The organism is Streptosporangium sp. NPDC023615, assembly GCF_040640155.1.
Taxonomy (GTDB): Bacteria; Actinomycetota; Actinomycetes; order Streptosporangiales; family Streptosporangiaceae; genus Streptosporangium.
Window position 1 is genome coordinate 257,473 of record NZ_JBFABE010000004.1, and the last position, 13,929, is coordinate 271,401.

Here is a 13,929-nt window from a genome sequence, read left to right on the forward strand (position 1 = left end):
CTCCCCGCCGACCGGGCGGTTCGTGGTGTACGGCGGCGGCGGCGTCCGTTCCGGGGCGGGCGGTTCGTCGTGCCCGGAGGACGGCGGCCCCCGTTCCCGTCCGGACGGGTCATCGTGCTCACACGGTGGCGGCGTCCGTTCCCGATCGGCCCGGTCGCGGTGCTCGCGCGGTGCGGGAGTCCGGTCCCGACCGGGCGGGCACCGCACATCACCGGGTGCGAAGCGTAGGGTGAGCGGGAGCCGTCCCCCAGCTTTGGAGCCTCATGAGCATGATCATGGCGGTGAGCTTCACCCGCTACGGCAGGCTGTACTACCTCGATCCCGGCGAGCACAGCCCGAAGGTCGGGGACAAGGTCCTGGTCCCCACCGACGCCGGGCCGGAGGTGGCCGAGTGCGTCTGGGCCCCCCAGTGGACGAGCGAGGACGTCGACGGGCTGCCGGTGTGCGCGGGCATCGCGGGCGAGGAACACCTGACCCGCGACGAGACCAACAAACGGCGGCGCGCCGAGGCACGCAGCGTCTCCAAGCGCCTGATCAAGAGACACACGCTGCCCATGAAGGTCGTCGGCGTCGACTACATGGACGACGACAACGTCTACACGGTCTACTTCTCGGCCCCCCACCGGGTGGACTTCAGGGCCCTGGTCCGTGACCTGGCCCGCAACCTGCGCGCCAGGGTCGAGCTGCGGCAGATCGGCCCCCGCGACGAGGCCCGCCTCCAGGGGGGTATCGGCCCCTGCGGGCGCGACCTGTGCTGCGCCACCTTCCTCAAGGACTTCGAGCCGGTCTCCGTCCGGATGGCCAAGGACCAGGACCTCCCGGTCAACCCGCTGCGCATCGCCGGGGCGTGCGGGCGGCTGATGTGCTGCCTGAAGTACGAGCACCCCCTCTATCTCGACGCGCACAGCAGGATGCCCCGCGTCGGGCTCAAGGTCGACACCCCGGAGGGCGCGGGCACCGTCGTGGGCCGCAACGTGCCCTCCGACTCCGTCGTGGTCCGCCTGGACGAGGGCGGCCGGCGCTGCGCGTGCCCGTCGGCCTCGGTGTGCTCCCCGCGCAAGCAGCACGACGCGGCGTACGGCGGCGCGGTGAAGGTCGCCGAGAGCGGGCCCGAGGGCTGACCGCCGGTCCGCCCGCCGGTCCGGCCATACCGGCGGGCGGTGGCAGGGCCCATCGGGCCGTTCAGGGGGGTGGACGAACCGGGATCCGTTCACAAAAGGCTGACGTGATCGGCGCGGTCACCGGGGAGCGCGCCGAAAGTCCCGTCAGTTCTGAGATCCGGTCAGATCGACATGTGGATGAGAGCCGTTGCGCCGCTCCTCCTTGATCACATTCTTGAGATCGTGCAAGCGCATCTCCTCGGTCCGTCGTTTGATCATCTCTTCCACCGCTGCACGAGCCTTGGCATCGGCGGCCAGGCCATCGACGTCCGTCAGCTGGCGTCGGCGACGGCGGTTCTCCGCGTCGTGATGAGCCTGAAGCTCCAGCTCGCCGATCTCTGCGTCCGCGTTGAGCTGCAGACGCTTCTCGTGGATCCTTTCCTGGGTGCGATTCGCGTGCTCCACCATCCGGTCATAGGTCGTCGTTCCTCCCATGAGCTTGACCAGAACGGGCAGACAGTCGATCAGGATGAGGAAAAGCCTCAGCATCCAGCCGGCCCCGAACAGGTAAGCGTTCTCCGCCGTGAGTTCGTGCAGCGCCCGCATACGTTCCAGGAGTCCGATCGGATCTTTCCGTCCCGGCAGCGCGTCCACGCGGTCTCTCACCGCGGTCTCGACCCGCAGTCCGAAGTCGGCCCGCTTGTCGGCCAGAGGCCCGCGCAACGCGGATATCTTAGCGTCCAGGGAGCGGAGTCTGTCCCGGTTCTCTACCAGTCTGCTCCGGGAACCGAATGCCTCCGCCGCGGCGTCCAAGCGCTTGCAGAGTGGCCCTGGGCCCCTTCTGCCGCTGGTTCCCTCCGTCCTGACGCCTCCGCACTCGTTCGTCGCCTGAGCGAAGAGGCGGTTGTAGTGCGCGCTGTCGGCGTTGACCCGTGCACGGAGTTTCTCGGCGTCGTTCTCCATGGCGCGCAGCTTCGCCGCGACCGGTTCGGCGGCGGGTGTCAGGAGCGTGGCGTTCCGGCAGCCCGGGGATCCCCTCCCTTCGGCGGGCTCCTGCGAATTGCACTTCAGCAGCAGTGCCCGTTCCGCGTCCCGGTCGGCTTGACGCTCGTCCAGAATGTGCTGGACGAGTGCGGTCTCGAACACCTTGAGAACCAGCGGCTCGGCGATGACGAAGCCCAGAACCACCGCGACCAGCAGACGGGGGATCAGCATCAGGAGCCTGCGCCGCCAGATGCCGGTCACGGTGGAAACGAGCCACCGGTCGAGGTTAAGGACGATGAGCATCCAGATGACCGCAGGAACGAGCAACCCGATGTGGGACCCGCCCAGAACCTGGCTCAGCGCGAACCACATCGAGATCGCGGCGATGACCGCGGTACCCAGTACAACACCACCCAGACCAACGTACCGGGTCCGTTCCAGCGGCACCTGGTTCAGGATGTTCTCATTTACCCCGGCCAGCACCCGGAGCCGTCGGCCCAGCTGAAGCCGTTCTCCCGGTTCGGTGCGCGACTCCTTCGAGTGTCTGCCGGGCGATGAGTCCTCAGTCATCGAGATCCTCCAGGCGGACTCTCCGCGGGCCGTCGTTCCCGTTCTGAGGCGGCCGTCCACTGCCCAGTACGGGTGGTTCCGGAGTGGTGGGCACCTCGACGAACGGATCGTCTCCGGTGACGGACGTCATCACGCTCTTGATGAGCCTGTGCGTGTCGAGAGGCAGGAAGTCGAGCGCTCCGTCGGGCATACGGTTGATCAGCTCGGACAGCGTCCTCATCCGGTTCTCCTGGGTGTCACGGTTGATCGCGATGGCGTCGGTCATCAGCAGTTGTTCACGGCTGACACCGAACGCTGTCCCGGCCTCGACTCCACGTTTGAAGATCTCCTCGATCCGGGCGACGTCCCGGTTCTCGATCGCCCAGCGCAGTTCCTTGCTCTCCCGATCCCACTTGAGCTGCTTGAGGCGCTGACCATGAGCGAGAATGTCGCTGGGCGGGAGAAGGTCGACACTGACCAGGGTCACTTCCAGACCGTCGATTCGGGGGGGGTAGAACTCCAGGTATGCCCGGACCCGGTTGACGACGTCCACGGACAGCAGGTGCACCTCCTCGACCGGCCGCGTCGTCCCGAGCTGCATCAGTTGCGCGTCGTCACGGAGGTGGTTGGCCAGCAGCTCGGCGGCGTTCTCGACTCCGGCGGAGACGACCGCCTCCGCATCGATCACCCTGCATCTGAAGGCGACCTTCAGCAGAAACTGGTAGCCCATGTCCTGCGAGGGGAGCTCCATGGCCAGTGTGATCTGCCGGTTGCGCATGTAGACGACGCTCACCGACCTCGCCTCGACGACGGCGTCCTCGGTTCCTCTGAGGTGGTGACCCTCTGTGTAAGCCTTATAGCCACCGTTCAGCGCGAAGACGAGCACCGTCCCCACGGAGGTCTCGGGAAGCTCGTCAAGGGTGCGGTGCGGGAAGAGCCCCCACCGCCGTCGGGGAGGTCGCAGGGCTCGTTCCTCGACGATGGGGTAGTCACCGTACGCGGGCATCGATGTTCTCCTTGATGTCATGGGTGGCTTCGCCGTGTTCCCGCGTTGAGCAGGGCGAGGACGATCTCCTTGGCGGGCTGGGAGTCCCGCCACGAGTGACGCTCGTCACAGGCGTGATGAATCGCACGTTCGACCAGCACGGCCACGGCACCCGGAAGGGTTCTCCAGATCACCCGGCCAAGTGCCTCGGCCGCGAACAGGGCGCCGTTCTGGTCATCGAGGGCGTGCAGAGTACGGCAGAGCGCTCGGACCGCTTCGGCGCGGTGGTGGGCGTTGTGCAGGGTCCAGGCCCACAGGACACCGATCGGTTCGGCGCTCGATGGCTGAAACAGAAGCAGCCATGCCATGAGTGGCTGCTCACCCTCCAGACGGTCGGACCGCAGCACGCCGAGTACGGCTTCGAGAGCCCTTCTCGCCAAGCCGGGATCCATGCCCGCACCGAGATCGCGCTCCAGGTGTTTGGCCAGTAGCCGGAGGCCGGTCAGCGCCTCACCGTCCCGCTCCGCCGCGGTCTGGAACAGGAGCCTCAGAGCCCTCTGGGCGATGTTGCTCACCCGGATGCCGCGGAGTGAGAGATACCAGAGCCAGTCGACGGCCTCACCCGGATACCGGATGGACAGGCCGCCCGCGAACGCGAGAGCCGCGGTCATGGCCTGTGGCTGCCCGGCGTTCTCGACCCACTCCATGGCGGTGTCGAAGGCGATGACCGCCGTGGTGTCGTCCGCGCACATCATGGAGAGTGTGTTGGCCGCGGTGAGTCGTTCCTGTGCCACTCCTCCCGCCCATGGACGCAGGAACGACTCCCTGACCTCCTCGGGACGGGTCCTGGCGAGCAGAGCGAGTCCGGCTGCGGCCTGGACCTGGACATCGGGGAGTTCCTGCGCCAGTTCGCGGACCCACGCACGTAGTGGCTCCCACACCTGATACCCGTAGTTGAGACAGAGCTGGGTGATCACGTGCTCGCGGTGGTGCGGGCCACAGAAGACCACCCGCGGCTCACCCGCGTCGGTGGACGTGCCGATCAATGGATGCCGGGTGTTCCACGACCTCCGGGTCTGTGGAAGGTCCTCGTCGATCGGACGCGTTTCGCGTTCGGCTCCCTGGCGCTCAATCGCGTCCGCGACGTCCGTCAATCGCACCATGAGCCGCTCGAAGATCCGCTCCGGCATGCTGTACGCGAACGCCAGAGCCGCGACGACCAGCACTTCGGAGCGCTTCGGTTTTCCGTCGAACCACGCGGCGACGGTGGTGCCGTCCAGGTCGGCCAGGATCTCCTGGGCCGGCCGGACCCCGCCGAGCATCTGCTCCGCCAGTTCGACGATCCGTCGTGGTGAGCGCAGTCCGGTGACGTGCTCACGGAACCAGGGCTCCAGGAGGGCGGGGTGATCGGTGCCGAGATAGGTGTCGAGCAGTTCCAAAGGGTCGGGAGGCTGCCAGCCGATCTCGAACGCCTCGATCTCGTGGTGCACCTCCATGCGGTTGCGCGTGATCACCATATGTGCCCCGGCTTCAGCCAGGCTGGCACTCAGAATCTCGAAGGTGAAGCGCCACACGCTCTTGGTCGGCTTTTCACCGGTCCAGTCGTGGATGAAGTAGACCCGATTCTTCTTGAACGAGATGGTCGACAGTTCCTCCAGGTCGCGACCAGGGGAGAGGATGATGATCTCGTCCTCGGGTGACATGGTCTGGGCGAGCAGGGCGATCCCGCTCGTCCACTTGCCGATGCCCTCGCCTCCGGTGAGGACGGCCACCCGCTGTTCCCGTAGGGTCGCCAGCGCCCTGTCGAAGCCGGCCGGTCTGACGAAATGCCGGAGAGTGCGTTCGATCTCCTTCTCGTCGAGCCGTCTTGACGTCGGCCGCGCCGTTCTGGCGCCCGCCATGCCAAAAGTCGCCCCCCGTGCCTGCACTTCGGCGAAGAAGTTGTTGATCACGGTGGCCGTCTGGCCGAGAGCGCCCTCGTCGAAGTCCTCATCCGCGCGCTGTACGCCCGGTTCGTCCCTAGGCTTCTCGTCCCTCTCGGGCTCCATGGGAGGCTCGGACGACGAGTCGTTGTCCAGAGGGGTTTCGGGCGTCGTCATTTACGACTGATCCCGAAGATCGCCTGGCGCGCGTCGACGGTCCCGCTGAGATTGTTGATCACTTCCGCGCTCTGGGAAGCGTGCGCGTCGGCCCTGTTCATCCGATCGTCGGATTCCGCAGAGTCGGACAGGAGACGCAAATCGCTGGAATTAAATTCTGGACTCCATATCCATGCAGGGCTGGAGAACTCCTTCTCTCGAACCATCACCCGATGGAAGTCGTCGGACGCGTAGGAGGTGTGTCCCTGTCGCACCACGTCTTCGAAAACGCGCTGGGAGAGAATGAGAACAATATTCACGTCTTCCCTGTCGTCGAAGATCTTCTTGAGCGGTCGCCAGTTGACCAGCCGACTCGCCTCCACGACCGCCTGGCCGGCGTATCCGTTGGCGGACGGATAGGCGGTACCGAAGGCGAGCGCCACCCTGAGTCGAAGTCGCAGATCCGCCCCCAGTCCCTCGTTGTACTCGACGAGCCCTTGGTGGAGAGCGCGTATGTACTGGTCGACGACGAGAGGATCCGGTTCGTTCGCCGGCAGTACCGCAAGTTCGCCGTCGCCTTCCGGCTGTATCGCCCACCGGTGCCGGTTGAGCCCGGCGCTGTCGGCGGCCTCCCGGTGAAGATCGATGAAGCCGCGCTGCATGGCCTCATGACGCTTGTCGGTTCCTCGTCCGTAACCTCTCAGGTCGCTCGACACGATGAGGGCGCGTCCGAAATCGCCGCTTTTCATAGATTCTTCTGGTTCCTTGCCTTCTGGTAGCAGATCTAGGTTGAAGCCCTCAGTGTGGATGGATGTCGACCATCACATCCCCTACGAGTAGGGGATGTGATGGGGCAGATATGGAGAGTAGGCCCAAGAGTGGATTAATACCTACTCGCAGCCGGGTTCGCGTCCTTTCCTAGGACTCGATCCCAAGAAGCGAGGATGAAACGATGCGCCGGAAGAGACAAAAAGCCCGCAACTTACCAAACGGAGATCTGGGTGACGCGCTGGCGACGATGATCTCGTTCCAGAACTACGTTCAGCACGCCGACGGGAAGGCCGGGGTCCTGGTGGTGTCACACGCGGGAGCCGCCGCGATGGTCGCCGCTCAGACCGGAGCGGTCGCCAGGCTCGAGGGTGCGGGTCTCGCCGCAGGACTTGCCCTGCTGAGCCTCTTCCTGCTGGGCTTTCTTGTATCCGGATATCACATACTTCAGGTCATTCGTCCTGTTTTGCGACCGCCGACGTTACGTAGCCGGTACGGCATCACCGGAGTGGACGCCACGGCCATGCCGACCACCGAAGATGTCACGACCAACCTCGCAGAGGCATGGGCGATGGCCCGCCTTCTGGCGAAGATCGCCCAGCGTAAATACCGCCACGTGTCCAGAGCCCTGCCGTGGGCCGGGCTGATGTTCGTCTCGGCGATATCGTGGACAGTTCTTCTCGCGGCGTGGCGATGACGATGTGCCCGGCAATGAAACCCAGGGACTCTCAACCCATCGAGCCGAAGGTGCGTAGCGCTTCCAGATCCGTGATGATCATCTTCTTGTAGTCGGTCAGCAGCAGTCCGTGCTGTTTGAGAATCCGAACCGCCTTGTTCACCGCGGCCTCTTTGGCCCCGATCAGCCGCCCCAGTTCGGGTTGCGACAGCGTGACGCCAAGGTGTGTGCCGTCCTCGACGGTGAATCCGTGGCGCGCCGCCAGCTCGTCGAGCACCCGTGCCAGTCGCACCGGCACATCGAAGGCGGCGAACTCGAGCCTGCGCCGGTTGGCCGATTCGAGCCGTTCAGCCATCATCGTGGCCAGCGCGGACCACAGACGCGGATGTTCGTCGAGGTGGGCGAAGAACACAGGTGCGGCGATTCGAAAAGTGATCAGTGGGGTGCACGCTGTGACCGTCGCCGAGCGATCCCTCTCTCTGAGAGTTCCCATCTCGCCCACGAGATCGCCGCTCAGCCGTATGCCGAGCAAGACCTCCGTACCGTCGGCGAGGACGGCCGTCACCTTCGCGCAGGCAGGTGACGTGGCATGAACGGCACGGAGCAGGAGAACATGATCACAGTGTTGGTCACCCTGCCGGATCAGGACCGCCCCGGGTTCGTGTCGTTGTGGTTTGCCCAGGTTGAAGAGCTCGCTCCGAGCCTTGTCGTCAAGAACCGACATCAGAGTTCCCGTCGGCCAGGAAGAGCCGGGACCATGGAGAGATGTTCTACCGAGCATGAGGCCTCCTCGACGATGAGGGCACGGGCTCCATCGGCTTGCCGGTCGTCATGCTTCTCCGGGGCCGCAGATGACGACCTTCAACGTGAAGCCGGTTATCAGCATGCCACCGGTCCATCAGGCAGGTGGCCTTGTCGGGACAAGCGCTCTTCTGTCCGGTGAGTGATAACAGCGTTCCATAAGCTGTAGCTGCAAGGGAGAAGACGTCCCGCGTCCAGCAGAATAGGGTTCGTCGTCTCACGCACCGCACAACCGGTTTCTCCGTGCGGGATCAGTGGATGACCTGACCTATGGAGCGGACAAGTTTGAGATCGCGTGCGGCCGCCGCGCTGGTGGCGCTCACCCTGTTCGCGGCAGCCTGCAACGGCGGCGATGACGGCGACGGCTCCGCGGGCGGCGGTGACCGCGGTACCGCCGGCGCGGGCGCCTCGCTCGGCTGGGACGGGTGCGGGGACGGTTTCGAGTGCGCCCGGCTCGCCGTGCCGCTCGACCACGCCAGACCGGACGGCGAGCGGATCGAGCTCAGCGTGATCCGGCTCCCCGTCTCGGGAAGGCGGATCGGCTCGCTCCTGCTCAACCCGGGAGGACCCGGCGGCTCCGGGGTGCAGTACGCGCGCGGCGCCCGCACCGTGGTGAGCGCGGCCCTGCGGGAGCGTTTCGACATCGTGGGCTTCGACCCGCGCGGCGTCGGCGAATCCGCCCCGGTGCGGTGCCTGCCCTCGGCCGAGCTGGACGACTACATCGGCCTGGACGGATCGCCCGACTCGCCACGGGAGGTCACCGTGCTCGCCGAGGGCTCGCGACGCTTCGTCTCCGGCTGCCGGGCCCGTTCGGACAGACTCCTGCCGCACGTCGGCACGGCCGACGTGGCCCGCGACATGGACCTGCTGCGCGCCGCGGTCGGCGACTCCCGTCTCACCTACCTGGGCAAGTCGTACGGCACGCAACTGGGGGCGTTCTACGCCGATCTCTTCCCCGACCGGGTCCGCGCCCTCGTCCTGGACGGCGCCGTGGACGTCTCGCTCGGCCCGCTGGAGGTGGGCGCCTCCCAGGCGCACGGGTTCGAGATCGCGCTGGACTCCTTCCTGCGCGACTGCCTGGGGGCCGGGGACTGCCCCTTCGCCGGGTCCGTCGCCTCCGCCCGCGCGAAGATCGCCGGCCTGCTCCGTCGCGTGGACACCACCCCCCTGACCAACACGACCGGCGACGGCCGTACCGTGACCCAGGCCTGGACCGTCCTCGGTGTCATCGCCCCCCTCTACGACCGGCAGGCCTGGCCGCTCCTGCGCCAGGCGCTCGGCCGGGCGCTCCAGGGCGACGGCACCCCCCTGCTGCGCCTGGCCGACTGGCTGATGGACCGGAAGGAGAACGGGCAGTACGCCAACCAGACCGAGGCGAACCTCGCCGTCAGCTGTGTCGACGCCCCCTACCCCGGCGACCCGGCCGCCTACGCGGCCGCGGCCCGTGAAGCCGAGAAGAAGGCACCCCTGTTCGGGGCCTACGTCGTGTGGAGCGCGCTGCCCTGCGCGTACTGGCCGGTCAAGGGGGAGGAGCGGGAGAGGATCGACGCCCCCGGCGCCCCGCCCATCATGGTCGTCGGCACCGAGCGCGACCCGGCCACACCCTACGAGTGGTCCGAGGCGCTGGCCTCCCAGCTGTCCTCGGGCGTCCTGGTCGGTTTCGACGGCGACGGGCACACCGCCTACCTGAGCGGCTCGGCGTGCGTGGACCGCCTCGTGGACGACTACCTGATCGATCTGGCCGTTCCCAGGGACGGTACCCGCTGTCCCAAGATCCGTTGATTCCGGGGCGCGGAGAGCCCTCGGAAGCCTGTAGACTGCCGTAGGTCGTGTCGAAGGACACGGCACGCCGCCTTAGCTCAGTCGGCCAGAGCACTTCACTCGTAATGAAGGGGTCTGGGGTTCGATTCCCCAAGGCGGCTCCAGGTCAGAGGCCCTCCGGGATCATCCCGGGGGGCCTCTGTCATGTCCGTACAGCAGCGAAACACGTACAGAAGGCAGTGGCATCCTCCGGACCCAGCGACAGTAACCGCCCGGCGAGGACAGAGACGCCGTGGTTGTCGACAACCCCGTCGAGCATGTCGATAAGGTTCCAGAACTCGTCTTCTCCCACCCGCTTCTTCTTCCTCCGCACGCAAGACGGCGAGGGGGCCATGTCCGTGTCGCCCCCCTCGCTGCTCAGAACAATCACGTGGAGCCTTCCGGCCGGTTGAGTGCTCGTGGTGAGAGTTCCTACCAAGACCTCAGTGCGCAGGTGCTCACAGGCGGTTTCGGTGAGGCCTCGGTTCCTACGCGACAATTACAAAGATTCGCTCGTGTCTTCGTGCCTGGCACTCCTGGGCTCTTCATGTACAGAGGTTCATGAAACTCGGTTCCTGCGCGGATCAATCGGTGTTGACGGCGTGGGCCTCCTGGACGCCAGGCATGTCCTTGACGGCCTTCATCACCATCCGCGCGTCACCAGGACGCGTGAGCCTGATGTGGTAACTCTCCGAAAACATTGAGGTTCTGAACTTCCCGTTCATCCAGAAGTACTCGAACACCCGTTTGGCGTGTGCGGCATCCTCGACGTAGATCCGCTGGACCTGCCGCATGCCGCTCAGCCGGCCCTCGATCGCGGCCTTCTCCTGCCGAGTGACGGGCCCGCGCTTGGCGCAAGGGCCGTCATACGGTTTCTCTCCTCCGCACAGTGTGACGCTGACGTCCGCCTTGCCCTTCCAGAAACGAGCGCCCCAGACGAAGACATTGGATACGCCCGGCGTCTTCTTCGCTACGGTCCGGAAGGACGCGACGTCGGCCCGTCGTCGGAGCATGCCCCTGAACGACTCCGGCATGTCACTCGGCTCCATCGCCGAGATCAGGGCCTCGTCATCGTTGCGCTCTTTGAAATTCGCCCATGCCTGCGTACGGGACTCGAACCTCACACCCTTCACCTGCGGCATCGCCTCCAGTCTCGCCCGGAGCGCGCGCCGCTGCTTCGCGGTGATCGCCCGCTTGCGACAGATGTCGAACGGATCGTCAGACCGGCACAGGAAGAGAGTGAACTCCGCGCCCTGCGGCCAGGGCCCGTCCGGCGGCGGGGACAACTTCTGCTCGCCGGTCCAAGACCCGGCAGGCGGAGACGCTTGAGCGCGGCCGGGGTCCTCGTTCGCGGCGTCGGCCGCTTCACTCAATGTCACGGCGGTGACGGTGGCGACGACCGCGAGCACGATGCGCCGGATACCGGCCCGGGATCCGCGTGCCCTGGGTTCAGAAGGCATCTTGTCCGATTCCACCGCCCAAATATGGCGATCTTTCTTTTCTGTGGCAAGTTCTCCGGGTATCCCCTTCCCGGGACGGAGGACAATGGCACGGAGAAGGCCGGGAGGGGGCGATGCCGATTCAGTCCCGCGGGATATGTGTGAGATGATCTTTGGATTCAGAGCCACGGGAGACCCCGTGTGAACAGCTCCCGGTGCCGGACGGCCATGTTTCTCCAGTCCGCGGGTGCTGCGACGAACCTTGGAGCCCAAGCTTCGGGGCCGAAGACGATCTAGGCTGAGCGCTCGATCCACGATGAAGCGGCGGCAACCTTGCTTCCCTTACCGGAGATTCCCCCTCACCGGGGACACCTCTGTTGACCCTGGCGGCTCCCGCATCGCGTACCGTCCGGTGGTATTTCTCAGAAGGGCCGATCTCCAAGGTGAAAGGGTTCACCTGCCCTCTCAGTGCGGAGCCGTACGTTCCTCAGGATGCCGACTGGCTGATAGAGATCAACTGGCGGACCATTTCCGCGGAGTCGAACGGCTGACCCACCGTCGTGATGGCGCTTGGCGTGAGTGCGGTTCTCGCCCTTCGCGGGAGGTGGAGCACGATCGTCGGCCGGGTGACGGCGGCGCTGTTCGTGCTGATCGCCGTGGTGTTCACGATCCCCTTCGCCATCGAGATCGTCACCGATGACTGCCGGAACACGCTTCGTTTCACAGGGCGGGACATCATCGCGGCCGGGCCGGTCACGCACTGTTCGGGCGGTGCGGCGCTGGTCGTGTTCTTGTCGCTGCTTCGGCGTGATGAGGCGGACCGTCATGCCTCGGTGCGAAGGACGCCGCGTCCGCTTGAATGGGACTCATGACCGCCCATGACGTGGCTCGGTTGTTGCCCGACACTCCGGTGCTTCGCGACGTGTGCCGGTCCATGGCGGTGCTGGAGGCCGTCCTGAGCCCGGAATGGTCCAGCCGCCACCACTCCTTCGACGCGGGCTGGAGCCCCGGGGAGGAGATGGCCTCGATGCAGAACGGTTCGGGAGATGAGTACTCCATCGTCTTTTCGGCGGCGGGCGCGTACATCCGCGGCTTCGACCACGAGGCGGTGATGAGCCCGTACGGCAACGACGGGCCGTGGCCGGGGGTGCTCGACTCCGTTCCCGAGGTTTTCCGCCACTGCGTGGCCGAACCCGCGTTCTGCGACGAGGACGGTATGCCGGTCGTGACCGCCTGCCTGTGGCGCGAGAGCGGCGACTACCGCTGGCGGGTCGGTGAGATCGACTACCCAGAAGGTGCCGGCGATCCCGACGGTGCGACGCGCCTGTTCGGGCGGCTCGTCGACCCGTCCGCGAAAGCGTTTCAGCGGTTCGCCGAGGACTACTACGAGGTTTCCGTGGACCTCGACGCGGTGCGGCATGTCTATGCCCTGCGCCCGCTGACGCAGGCGGTGGTCACCGCGCTGAACGCCGACCTCGCCATGACCGACCTCGCCGTCGACCTCAGGGCGGCCCGGTACCCATCGGCCGCCGGTTGAGAAGACGGTTCGCCCGTAGGGTTCGCGACCGTGCAACGGCTTCATCGCCCAGGACGGTTGTGTGGGAGGTGCCGGACGAGCTCGCGGAGACCATGGAACAGATCGACTCCGTCCACTCCTCGTTCTTCAACCTCCACGACGGGCCGATGTTCCCGTCGGCCGAGCGCCTCACCGGGATCACGCTGACACCGCAGCTCCTGGAGGAGTCCGCCTACGTGTGCGGCGTCGTCCCCGGATCACGGTCATGTCGCACGCTCTGGCCGGAGCGAGCCGGACCCGGTGAGAACGCCCCAGTCGGTCGAGATCGTCAAGTCCCGCACTCGCTCCGTTCGCACAGGGAGCACCAGATCTTCTCTGGGCGCAGCAGTCCGGCCACCTCGTTGAGCACCGTCTCCTTGATCTGGTTCAAGGCTGTGGTGTCCTGGCCGAAACAATGGACGGCCCAGATGTCATGATCTTCTGTCCACCAGGCTCTGAGCTGAAGGTGAAGGGCGGACGTTCCGTCGAACCACCACAGGTCCGCCGGTCCCGAGGCCTCATCGACGCGTGGTGGCAGGTTCGTCGCCGCCAGGACCGGTGTCGTTCCCCGCGGAAGGGCCAGCTCCAGCGTCAGGTGCGACCACCGCTGGACGGCCAGGAGCAGCGCATGTGCCTCGAGCCGCTGGTCGATGCTCCGGTTGAGAATTCTGAGCGGCTTGTCGGCGAGGGCCATCCCGGCGCGACCGTCCAGGAGAACCTCCACGCTGTTCGTCCAGTCGCCGTCCATGATCCCGAAGAACACCCACCCCTGGGCCGTCCAGTAGACACTCGCGGCGCCGTTCAGCCCGTACTCCATCCCGTTGGGGCCCACAGCCGGACACCACAGTCCGCCGTATCTCCGTTCGAAAGCGATCATCGCCGCAACGGCCTCGGCGGGAACCTCGACCTCGATCTCGTCCTGGTCGAAGGCGCGGGCGGTTCGTTCGATCCAGTCCACGGGCGTCGGTTCGTACCAACGCGCGTTTTCATCCAGGAACGAGCGGAGACGCGGCGATATCGAGCGGTCGGTTCGTACGTGCACACTTCACCATAAAGTCCCCACGCATTGCCGCTCTCCTCGTCTCGGCACCGCAAGCCGGACGTCACAGGTCGATGACCGGCGGTTCTCTCGTCATGCGGGCATTGTGCCGTCTTCTTCGGGTGGGTATTTGGACCGGGAGCGGGCGTGTACTT

Annotated in this window: 12 protein-coding genes, 1 tRNA gene and 1 pseudogene; 7 read left to right on the top strand and 7 right to left on the bottom strand. The window is 66.1% G+C overall.

Annotated features, from left to right (window positions below):
- Positions 1–269 precede the first annotated feature (269 nt).
- On the top strand, positions 270–1,121 hold the full coding sequence (gene ricT / locus AB0G16_RS05330) for a regulatory iron-sulfur-containing complex subunit RicT (RefSeq protein WP_362798969.1): 852 nt from the start codon (positions 270–272) through the stop codon (positions 1,119–1,121).
- A gap of 144 nt (positions 1,122–1,265) precedes the next feature.
- Here ricT and AB0G16_RS05335 read toward each other — a convergent pair whose 3' ends face one another.
- The 4 genes from AB0G16_RS05335 to AB0G16_RS05350 are packed head-to-tail and all read right to left on the bottom strand — an operon-like array spanning position 1,266 to position 6,445.
- Complete coding sequence (locus AB0G16_RS05335; protein WP_362798908.1) at positions 1,266–2,654, bottom strand: DUF4407 domain-containing protein; 1,389 nt, start codon at positions 2,652–2,654, stop codon at positions 1,266–1,268.
- Positions 2,647–3,639 carry a hypothetical protein gene (locus tag AB0G16_RS05340; RefSeq protein WP_362798911.1) on the bottom strand — a complete coding sequence of 331 codons (993 nt, stop codon included), beginning with the start codon at positions 3,637–3,639 and terminating at the stop codon, positions 2,647–2,649. The genes AB0G16_RS05335 and AB0G16_RS05340 overlap by 8 nt, the downstream gene beginning before the upstream one ends.
- A gap of 17 nt (positions 3,640–3,656) precedes the next feature.
- Complete coding sequence (locus tag AB0G16_RS05345; RefSeq protein ID WP_362798914.1) at positions 3,657–5,717, bottom strand: hypothetical protein; 2,061 nt, start codon at positions 5,715–5,717, stop codon at positions 3,657–3,659.
- On the bottom strand, positions 5,714–6,445 hold the full coding sequence (locus AB0G16_RS05350) for a hypothetical protein (RefSeq protein WP_362798916.1): 732 nt from the start codon (positions 6,443–6,445) through the stop codon (positions 5,714–5,716). Before AB0G16_RS05350 ends, AB0G16_RS05345 begins: the two co-directional genes overlap by 4 nt.
- Positions 6,446–6,648: 203 nt before the next feature.
- Between AB0G16_RS05350 and AB0G16_RS05355 the strand changes: the two genes are divergently transcribed.
- The gene (locus AB0G16_RS05355) at positions 6,649–7,161 is read left to right on the top strand and encodes a hypothetical protein (RefSeq protein ID WP_362798919.1); all 513 of its coding nucleotides are present in this window, start codon (positions 6,649–6,651) and stop codon (positions 7,159–7,161) included.
- A 31-nt stretch (positions 7,162–7,192) separates the two neighbouring features.
- Here the strand turns inward: AB0G16_RS05355 and AB0G16_RS05360 are convergent, their stop codons facing one another.
- A complete protein-coding gene (locus AB0G16_RS05360; RefSeq protein WP_362798922.1) occupies positions 7,193–7,864 on the bottom strand; it encodes a Crp/Fnr family transcriptional regulator in 672 nt (223 codons plus the stop codon).
- 362 nt (positions 7,865–8,226) lie between these two features.
- On the opposite strand from AB0G16_RS05360, the gene AB0G16_RS05365 reads away from it, so the two are divergent.
- Positions 8,227–9,723, top strand: a complete 1,497-nt coding sequence (locus AB0G16_RS05365; protein ID WP_362798925.1) for an alpha/beta hydrolase — start codon at positions 8,227–8,229, stop codon at positions 9,721–9,723.
- A gap of 66 nt (positions 9,724–9,789) precedes the next feature.
- Positions 9,790–9,866 (top strand) — tRNA-Thr (locus AB0G16_RS05370).
- Between the two features lie 459 nt (positions 9,867–10,325).
- On the opposite strand, the gene AB0G16_RS05375 is transcribed toward AB0G16_RS05370, so the two are convergent.
- A complete protein-coding gene (locus tag AB0G16_RS05375) occupies positions 10,326–11,216 on the bottom strand; it encodes a permease-like cell division protein FtsX (RefSeq protein WP_362798927.1) in 891 nt (296 codons plus the stop codon).
- Between the two features lie 590 nt (positions 11,217–11,806).
- On the opposite strand from AB0G16_RS05375, the gene AB0G16_RS05380 reads away from it, so the two are divergent.
- The 3 genes and pseudogenes from AB0G16_RS05380 to AB0G16_RS05390 all read left to right on the top strand — a co-directional run.
- On the top strand, positions 11,807–12,052 hold the full coding sequence (locus AB0G16_RS05380) for a hypothetical protein (protein WP_362798930.1): 246 nt from the start codon (positions 11,807–11,809) through the stop codon (positions 12,050–12,052).
- Entirely contained in the window at positions 12,049–12,717 is a 669-nt protein-coding gene (locus AB0G16_RS05385; RefSeq protein ID WP_362798933.1) for a hypothetical protein, read from the top strand. Before AB0G16_RS05380 ends, AB0G16_RS05385 begins: the two co-directional genes overlap by 4 nt.
- 146 nt (positions 12,718–12,863) lie before the next feature.
- A pseudogene (locus tag AB0G16_RS05390) lies at positions 12,864–12,941 on the top strand (hypothetical protein); the annotation flags it as partial.
- Positions 12,942–13,024: 83 nt separating this feature from the next.
- Here the strand turns inward: AB0G16_RS05390 and AB0G16_RS05395 are convergent.
- Positions 13,025–13,693: a hypothetical protein gene (locus AB0G16_RS05395; RefSeq protein WP_362798936.1), complete on the bottom strand. Its 669-nt coding sequence runs from the start codon at positions 13,691–13,693 to the stop codon at positions 13,025–13,027.
- Between the last annotated feature and the right edge of the window lie 236 nt (positions 13,694–13,929).